This is a genomic window from Vulcanococcus sp. CPBay_Sum15L08_68, assembly GCF_017855895.1.
GTDB lineage: Bacteria > Cyanobacteriota > Cyanobacteriia > PCC-6307 > Cyanobiaceae > Vulcanococcus.
On record NZ_JAFMFX010000071.1, the window covers coordinates 1 to 8,762 of the forward strand.

An 8,762-nucleotide genomic window follows, 5' to 3' on the forward strand; every position below is an offset into this window, starting at 1 on the left:
GGAAAAACCAAGAACCAGAAACCGCTGGAACTCGCTCGTTTTTCCACAATCCCTGGAAAAGGAGGAAAGGGCTCCAATGGTCCGCAGTCCAGATCCTGGTTCCACAGGCCTGCGGGAAGCGAAACCCTTTGCAGTCAATAGGAGTTGGTGATTTCCCAGGGTTTCCCCAAGACCTACGACTACGGATTGGGTTTTCTTTCTTCTTGATCCTTTAATCCTTAATCGGTCGTCTGGGGATTGCCGGGGAACCCGATCGCTCGACCCGTTGCGCTTCCGCTTGGGTTGTGGAAGCGTGGAGGCCCCTTCAGTCCTGCCATGAAGCTGGTCTGCTCCCAGGCCGAACTGAGTTCCAGTCTTCAACTGGTGAGCAGGGCTGTTGCCGCACGTCCCACCCATCCGGTCCTTGCGAATGTGCTGCTGACCGCAGATGCCGGAACGGGTCGCCTGAGCTTGACGGGATTCGATCTGAGCCTGGGCATCCAGACCAGCCTGAGCGCCTCAGTCGCCACCAGCGGTGCCATCACCCTTCCCGCCCGGCTCTTTGGTGAGATCGTTTCGCGGATGCCGGCCGACAGCCCGATCACCCTCAGCTGCGAAGACGGCAGTGAGCAGGTCGAGTTGACCAGCCTCTCGGGCAGTTATCAGATGCGGGGGATGCCCGCCGATGATTTTCCTGAGCTCCCTCTGGCTCAAGCGGGAACTCCGATCAAGTTGGATCCCGAGGTCCTCATCAAGGGTTTGCGCGCAACCCTCTTCGCCAGCAGTGGTGATGAGGCCAAGCAGCTGCTGACCGGTGTTCACCTGGGCCTGGATCAGAACGGTCTGGAATGCGCCGCCACCGATGGCCACCGTCTGGCCGTCCTGCGTCTGCAGAACGCCTCCAGCAGTGAGGCGGAGCTGGATGTGACGGTGCCCGCCCGCTCCCTGCGGGAGTTGGAGCGTTTGCTCTCCAGCCGCGGCGGCAGCGATGCCGTGAGCCTCTTTTGTGATCGCGGTCAGGTGGTCTTCCAATGGGCTGACCAGGTCCTGACCAGCCGCAGCCTCGATGGCACCTACCCCAACTACCGGCAGCTGATCCCCGAAAGCTTCGGTCGCCAGCTTCAGGTCGATCGCAAGGGTCTCCTGAGCGCCCTGGAGCGTGTGGCGGTCTTGGCCGATCAACACAACAACGTCGTCAAACTCACGAGCGACCCCGCAGCCGGTCAGCTGTCCATCAGTGCCGATGCGCAAGACGTGGGCAGTGGCTCAGAGGCCATCGGAGCCCAGGTCAGCGGCGACGCCATCCAGATCGCCTTCAACGTCCGCTACGTCCTGGAAGGCCTGAAGGCCATGGGCTGCGAGCAGGTCCAGCTCCAGTGCAATGCCCCGACCACTCCGGTGGTGCTGGCTCCCCAAGACGACTCCAGCTTCACCTACTTGGTGATGCCGGTTCAGATCCGCCAGTGAGCCTCCCCGAACAGCTGCTGCTCAGCGAATTGCTGCGCCGCCGCGTTCGCTGCGATCAAGGCCTCGACCATGGGGTTGGTGTCGCCGCTTGGATGCACCCTCCGGTGCATCGGCTCCTGGGCTGGTTCTCCAAGCCATCCGCCTTGGGTGATCGCCGTGAGGTCTGGCGCCTGAATCAGTTGTGCGGTCTGGCGGAACTGGAGCTCTTTGTCCGTGGGGATGCGGCTGCGACCGAAATCGCCACCATGGATCGCTTGCCCACCTTGATCGAGGCGACTCTCCTCGGCCAAGACGGCGAACCCCTGGGGCAGATCGCAGATGCGGCAGTCGATCTCAGTAGTGGTCAGATCCTCCACTACCTGGTGTCCCGCAGTGATCCGAGACTGCCCGGCACCAGTCGTTGGCGCTTGGCCCCCGCGCGCATCAACGATCAACAACCCGGAACGGTTTTCACGTCCCTGTCGGGTCTGGATGACCTTCCCCTGGCGAAAGCCAGTGTTCGTCAGGAGTTCCTGCGTCGCTCCAGGCGTTGGCGCGAGCAGATGCAGGAGGAAACCTCCCGCTGGCGCGATCAAGTCCAGAACGCCGGCGATCGTTTCGAAGAGCGGCTCGAGGGGTGGTTGGAGGAACCCCCCTGGGATGAGCGGGAACCAGACCTGGACCGCCCAGCGCGATCCCAGGAGGCCTGGGATGACTGGACTGAAACGGATGAGCCACAGCCCCGCCGCCACCAGGACGATCCCTGGGTTTGAGAGGGGGTGAGTCGCTCAGCGAGACTGGAATGATCTCGCTCCCTGGTCCGTGGTCGCAGCCCCTGACTACTCCGTTGCTGACGCGCTGAAAAAGGAGAACCTCAGCCAAGCCGACTACGACGAGATTTGCCGCCGCCTCGGCCGAGCCCCCAACCGAGCTGAGCTCGGCATGTTCGGTGTGATGTGGTCTGAGCACTGTTGTTATCGCAATTCCAGACCCCTGCTGCAGGGCTTCCCCACGACCGGCCCGCGGATCCTGGTGGGACCCGGTGAGAACGCGGGCGTCGTTGACCTTGGAGAAGGCCAACGCCTGGCCTTCAAGATCGAGAGCCACAACCACCCCTCAGCGGTGGAGCCGTTTCAAGGCGCCGCAACGGGCGTGGGCGGCATCCTGCGGGACATCTTCACCATGGGTGCCCGCCCGATTGCCCTGCTGAACGCCCTCCGCTTTGGCCCGCTGGAGGACGAGCGCAACGTCGGCCTGATGGAGGGTGTGGTGGCGGGCATTGCCCACTACGGCAATTGCGTCGGTGTGCCCACGGTGGGCGGTGAGGTGGCCTTTGACGCCAGCTATTCCGGCAACCCCCTGGTCAACGCCATGGCCCTGGGCTTGATGGAGACCGAGACGATCGTCTGCTCCGGGGCCGAGGGCGTCGGCTTCCCGGTGGTCTACGTCGGCAGCACAACCGGCCGCGATGGCATGGGCGGTGCCAGCTTTGCGTCGGCGGAACTGACGGAAGCCTCCCTGGACGATCGTCCGGCCGTGCAGGTCGGCGATCCCTTTTTGGAGAAAGGCCTGATTGAGGCCTGCCTCGATGCCTTCCAGAGCGGTGATGTTGTCGCGGCGCAGGACATGGGAGCCGCAGGTTTGACCTGCAGTTGCTCAGAGATGGCCGCCAAGGGCGGTCTGGGCATTGAGCTGGACCTCGATCGCGTGCCCGCCAGAGAGGCCGGGATGACCCCCTACGAGTTCCTGCTGAGCGAGTCCCAGGAGCGGATGCTGTTCGTGGTGAAGCCCGGGCGGGAAGCGGCGCTGATGGAGCGCTTCACCCGTTGGGGCCTGCAGGCTGCCGTGGTGGGCCGCGTCCTTGAGGACAACATCGTTCGGGTGCTTCAGAACGGCGAAGTCGCCGCTGAGGTGCCCGCCAGCGCCCTGGCGGATGACACCCCGATCAACCGCCATGAACTGCTGAGTGAGCCTCCAGCGCCCATTCAGGAGCACTGGCGCTGGTCTGAGGACCAGCTCCCGTCTGCATCCCCCTCGGGGATCAATGGAGTCAGCTGGAGCGAGACCCTGCTGACCCTGCTGGACGATCCCACGATCGCCTCCAAGCGCTGGGTCTATCGCCAGTACGACCACCAGGTGCAGGCCAACACGGTCGTTCCCCCGGGCGGCGCCGATGCGGCGGTGGTGCGGCTGCGGCCCCAGGCTGAAACCCAGGCCGCGACCCGTGGTGTGGCGGCGGTGGTGGATTGCCCCAACCGTTGGGTGGCCCTGGATCCAGAGCGGGGCGGCATGGCGGCCGTGGCCGAGGCGGCCCGCAACCTCAGCTGCGTGGGCGCTGAGCCCCTGGCGGTCACTGACAACCTCAACTTCCCCTCCCCAGAGACTGCAACGGGCTATTGGCAGTTGGCCATGGCCTGCCGCGGTCTCTCCACCGCCTGCTCGGCCCTGGATACCCCGGTGACCGGCGGCAACGTCTCCCTCTACAACGAGACGCGGATGCCCGACGGCTCGATGCTGCCGATCCATCCGACCCCTGTGGTGGGGATGGTCGGCTTGGTCCATGACCTCAGCCAGGTCCGCGGCCAGGCCTGGCAGGACGCCGGCGATGTGATCTGGATGCTCGGTGTTCCTTTGGAAGCGGGAGAGACTCCAGCCGATGGCCGCTTGGGCCTGGCTGGCACGAGCTACCTCGAGCGAATCCATGGAGCCGTGACGGGGCGCCCGCCGGAGATCGACCTGGAGCTGGAGCGCTCGGTTCAGGCGTTCCTGCGCCAGGCCATCACCCAGGGTCTGGTGAAGTCGGCCCATGACCTCAGCGATGGCGGTCTGGCCGTGGCCGCTGCGGAGTGCTGCATGGCCTCTGGCTTGGGTGCCCACCTGGAACTTCCCTCCAGCGCTGCTCGCCTCGATCGCCTGCTGTTTGCCGAAGGCGGCGCCCGCATCTTGGTCAGCGTCTCCCCGGCTCAAACGGTCGCTTGGCAGGAGGCTGTGGATGCCAGCGGCATTCCGGCGCAGTGCCTCGGTGTGGTGGAGGACGACAGTGAGCTCTCGATCACCCAGGCGGGCGCCAACCTGCTCACCACGCCCATTGCCCAGATGCGTGAGCGCTTTGAGCAGGCGATTCCGCGGCGCATGGGCGTCGACCTGCCTCCGACGGCTTGAGGAGAACCCTGATGCACAATGTTGAAGGAAATCTGAAGCTGGGACTTGCTGTGACGGACGCCACACCCAGCCTCGATCGTCCCGACAAGCCGGAAGAGGCCTGCGGCGTGTTTGCGGTGCTGGCCAGTGACCAGCCGGTGGCCAACCTCACCTACTTCGGCCTGTACGCCCTTCAGCACCGCGGTCAGGAATCGGCGGGCATCGCCGTCTTTGACGCGGAACCCGGCAGTGCCCCCAAGGTGCGCCTGCATAAGGACATGGGCCTGGTGAGCAAGGTGTTCACCCCCGAAGTCCTCGAGCGCCTCCCCGGCCAGCTCGCCATCGGCCACAACCGCTATTCCACGACGGGTTCGAGCAAGGCCTGCAACGCCCAGCCGGTGTTGCTCAACACCCGGCTGGGCCCGATGGCCTTTGCCCACAACGGCAACCTGGTGAACGCCGGGGAACTGCGGACGGCCCTGGCCAGCGATCTGCCCGAAGCGGAATTCACCTCGACGACTGATTCAGAGCTGATCGCCTTTGCGATTCAGCAGGCCGTGAATGCCGGCAGTGATTGGGACAGCGCCATTCGCTCGGCAGCCGGACGCTGCCGCGGCGCCTTCAGCCTGGTGATCGGCACCCCCGAAGGCCTGTTTGCCCTGCGCGACGGCCATGGCATTCGCCCCCTGGTGTTTGGTCACATGGGTGAGCTCAGCGAAGCCCGCTGGGTGGTGAGTAGCGAGACCTGCGGCCTGGACATCATTGGCTCCAGCTTCGATGGGGACATCGAGCCCGGCGAAATCGTCCACTTCCGTCTCGGTGAGTCCGAGCCGGTCCGCAGCCGCTGGGTGGAGGAGCCCTCCAAGCTCTGCGTCTTCGAGATGATCTATTTCGCCAGGCCCGACAGCCGTTTCTTCGGCGAATCCCTCTACAGCTACCGGGTTCGTATCGGCGAGGTGCTGGCCCGCGAAACCCCGATCGAAGCGGACATCGTCATCGGTGTTCCTGACTCCGGGATCCCCGCCGCGATTGGCTATTCCCAGTACAGCGGCATCCCCTTCGGTGACGGGCTGATCAAAAACCGCTACGTCGGCCGCACCTTCATTCAGCCCACCCAGGCCATGCGCGAAGCCGGTATTCGCGTCAAGCTCAACCCCCTGCCGGATGTCCTAGCCGGCAAGCGCGTGGTGGTGATCGATGACTCGATCGTCCGCGGCACCACGAGCCGCAAGTTGGTGGCGGCAATCCGCGATGCCGGTGCGACCGAGGTGCACATGCGCATCAGCTCACCGCCGGTGACCCACCCCTGCTTCTACGGGATCGACACCGATACCCAGGACCAGCTGATCGCGGCCCGACTGACCCTCGAGGAGATCTCCGCCCACTTGGGCGTGGATTCCCTGGCCTACCTGAGCAAAGAGGGCATGGTTGAGGCGGCCCACGCCAACGCCGAGAACTTCTGCACCGCCTGCTTTGACGGGGCCTATCCGATTGAGATGGACTCCTCCGTCAGCGGCAGCAAGCTGATGCTTGAGCCTGCCGGCATCGCCGCAACGGTCTAAACCGGCGCCTCGGTTCCCTGGGCCTGGTGCTTTACCTCGCCCCCGAGGCCGAAGGCGTCGTGGATCACCTGCAGGGCTTTGATGCCCTCCCCTTCGGGAACCACACAGCTGGTGCGGATCTCGCTGGTGGCGATCATCTCGATGTTGATCTGAGCATCCGCCAGCGCACGGAACATCCGACCGGCCGTTCCAGCGGTGCAGGGCATGCCCGCACCGACGGCACTGATCCGAGCGATCGCCATTCCTTCCTCAAAGCTGGCGCCGGGCCACTGATTCAGCAGCGGTTGCAGGGCGGTTCGCGCCCGGCTCAGGTCCTCGCGCTTGAGGCAGAAGCCCATGTCGCGGCTGAGTTGTTCCCCTGAGCCATGGGTGCGCTCGGACTGCACGATGGCGTCCAGGCTCACCCCGGCGTCCGCGAGAGCACGGCAAACCGCCGCGGCCGTTCCCGGCTTATCGGGAATGCGCCGCACGGCGACTTGGGCTTGGTCCCGATCAAGGGCCACACCGCGCACCTCCGGTTGACCCGCTCCAGAGGGGGCCGGGTTGAGATGCAGCTGCCGCTCGTTCAGTTCAAAGCAGTGGGCTGCCGCCTGCAGGGCCTTGTTGCCCTGATGCCCGGCGACCAGGCAGCTCACCTTGACTTCGCTGGTGGCGATCAGGCGCAGGTTGATGCCCCCTTTGGCCAGGGTGTCGAACAGGCGTGCTGCCACCCCCGGACGGCCCATGATTCCGGCGCCAGCGATGCTGAGCTTGGCCATCCCGGCCTGGGTGCTCAGGGTGGCGCCGGCCGCGGCGGCATCCATGGCGTCCAAGACGTTTTGGCAGACCGCCTTGGCCTCCTCCAGTTGCGCCTCAGCCACGGTGAAGGCGATGTCGTTGCTGCTGCCCTCGTGGGTGGACTGCACGATCAGATCCACGCTCAAGCCCGCATTCGAGAGCGCTTCAAACAGTTGAGCCGCGACCCCTGGGCGATCGGGGACATGGGAGAGGGCGAGCACGGCCTGATCCGTCTCCAGCTCCGCGCCATCGACGGGCTTGCCCAGCTCCAGGCCCTCACCGCTACCGCGATGGCTGGTGCTGTCGCTGGTGAGCAACGTGCCCGGTGCATCGCTCCAACTGGAGCGCACCACCAAGGGCACGCCGTAGTTCCGGGCGATCTCGACGGCGCGGGGATGCAAGACAGCGGCTCCCAGGCTCGCCAGCTCGAGCATCTCGTCGCAGGTCACCGTCTCCATTAACTGGGCATCGGCCACCTTGCGGGGATCGGTGGTCAGGACGCCGGGGACGTCGGTGTAGATCTCGCAGGCATCGGCTCCGATCGCCGCGGCCAGGGCCACAGCGGAGGTGTCTGAGCCGCCGCGGCCCAGTGTGGTGATCTCGGGAACCCCTGAGAGGCTGTTGCTGGTGCCCTGGAATCCGGCGACCACAACGACGTTTCCGTCATCCAGCAGCCGGCGCACCCGCTCGGTTTTGATCTCCAGGATCCGGGCGCGGCCGTGGGCGGATTCGGTCAGGATCCCCACCTGGGGTCCGGTCATCGAGACCGCCGGGATGCCCTCGGCATGCAGGGCCATCGAGAGCAGCGCGATCGAGACCTGCTCCCCGGTGGCCAGCAGCATGTCCATCTCCCGCTGGGGCGGGTTGCTGCTGATGGCCTGGGCGAGCCCGGTGAGTTCATCGGTGGTGTGCCCCATGGCCGAGACCACGATCACCAGATCGTTGCCGTCCTCTTTGCTGGCGGCAATGCGCTTGGCCACGGCCTGGATGCGCTCCACATCGGCCACGGAGGTGCCGCCGAATTTCTGGACCAGCAGGGCCATGGGTGGGCGCAAGTGCGTGATCGACGATTGTCCTATGGCGTCAGTAGGAACCCGTCGCGGAAGGCATCACCGGGGTCGGCGCCGCGCTTGAGGCTGGCCTCCACCTGCAGGAGCTGACTGAGTAGAGCGAGGAAGCGTTCGGGTTTGCGGCCTCGGATCTGTTTGCGCATCACGTAGATCCGCTTGGGATTGCCAATGCCGGCGGCTTTAGCGATGGCATTGACATCGTTCTCGCCCTGCTGATCCAGCAGGCTCACCCAAAGCCAACCGCGGATTTGCCCGCAGAGGGTGGCCACGATCCGTAGGGCGGGCTCATTGGCGGCCAGCAGCACATCCACCAGCGCCACGGCTGCTGCAGGTTGTCCAGCCAGCAGGGCATCACCCACCTGGAGGGCATTGGTGGCCTGGCTGCCGATCAGGGCGTCCACGGCTTGGGCTGTGATGGCCTGGCCTGCTCCGGCGTAGAGGGAGAGTTTTTCCAGTTCGCTCGCCAGCCTGGCGCTGTCGCTACCGATGGCATCGCTCAGCGCTTGGGCAGCGTCGGGCTGCAGTTTCAGGCCCAGCTCCTGGGCTGTGCGTTGCACCAACTCCACTTGCCCTGATCCATCCCAGATCGCTGGCAGCTGGAAGCTGCGCTCCTGGGCTTCGCCGCTTTTGACCAGTTTTTGCAGGGCCTTGGTGGTCTTGAGCCGCCCATCCGGTTTGGCGGCGTTCACCAACACCAGATGGCACTGCTCCGCCACCAGATTGAGGCTGGCCTCCAGCTGCTCCGCCAGATCAGCCGGGCACTGATTGCAGAAGGGGCTGCGCTGCA

6 protein-coding genes are annotated in these 8,762 nt (G+C 65.3%); 4 read left to right on the forward strand and 2 right to left on the reverse strand.

The genetic code is table 11. The features are described 5' to 3' along the window. Positions 1-315 precede the first annotated feature (315 nt). From dnaN to purF, 4 genes are read left to right on the forward strand one after another with little or no spacing between them, the layout of a single operon-like run. Positions 316-1,446: a DNA polymerase III subunit beta gene (dnaN, locus tag QZ189_RS09765; RefSeq protein WP_296416487.1), complete on the forward strand. Its 1,131-nt coding sequence runs from the start codon at positions 316-318 to the stop codon at positions 1,444-1,446. Further along, positions 1,443-2,198, forward strand: a complete 756-nt coding sequence (locus QZ189_RS09770; protein ID WP_010314158.1) for a hypothetical protein — start codon at positions 1,443-1,445, stop codon at positions 2,196-2,198. Before dnaN ends, QZ189_RS09770 begins: the two co-directional genes overlap by 4 nt. A 49-nt stretch (positions 2,199-2,247) precedes the next feature. Then, the gene (gene purL / locus QZ189_RS09775; protein ID WP_296421644.1) at positions 2,248-4,587 is read left to right on the forward strand and encodes a phosphoribosylformylglycinamidine synthase subunit PurL; all 2,340 of its coding nucleotides are present in this window, start codon (positions 2,248-2,250) and stop codon (positions 4,585-4,587) included. Positions 4,588-4,598: 11 nt separating this feature from the next. Continuing rightward, positions 4,599-6,128, forward strand: coding sequence for an amidophosphoribosyltransferase (gene purF, locus QZ189_RS09780; RefSeq protein ID WP_296421645.1), 1,530 nt, complete (start codon positions 4,599-4,601; stop codon positions 6,126-6,128). On the opposite strand, the gene QZ189_RS09785 is transcribed toward purF, so the two are convergent. Both QZ189_RS09785 and holA read right to left on the reverse strand, forming a co-directional pair. Next, positions 6,125-7,948, reverse strand: coding sequence for an aspartate kinase (locus tag QZ189_RS09785; RefSeq protein ID WP_296421646.1), 1,824 nt, complete (start codon positions 7,946-7,948; stop codon positions 6,125-6,127). The genes purF and QZ189_RS09785 overlap by 4 nt on opposite strands. Positions 7,949-7,980: 32 nt before the next feature. Beyond that, positions 7,981-8,762 (reverse strand): DNA polymerase III subunit delta (gene holA, locus QZ189_RS09790; protein ID WP_296421647.1); only part of this gene is annotated, 782 nt, incomplete at its 5' end.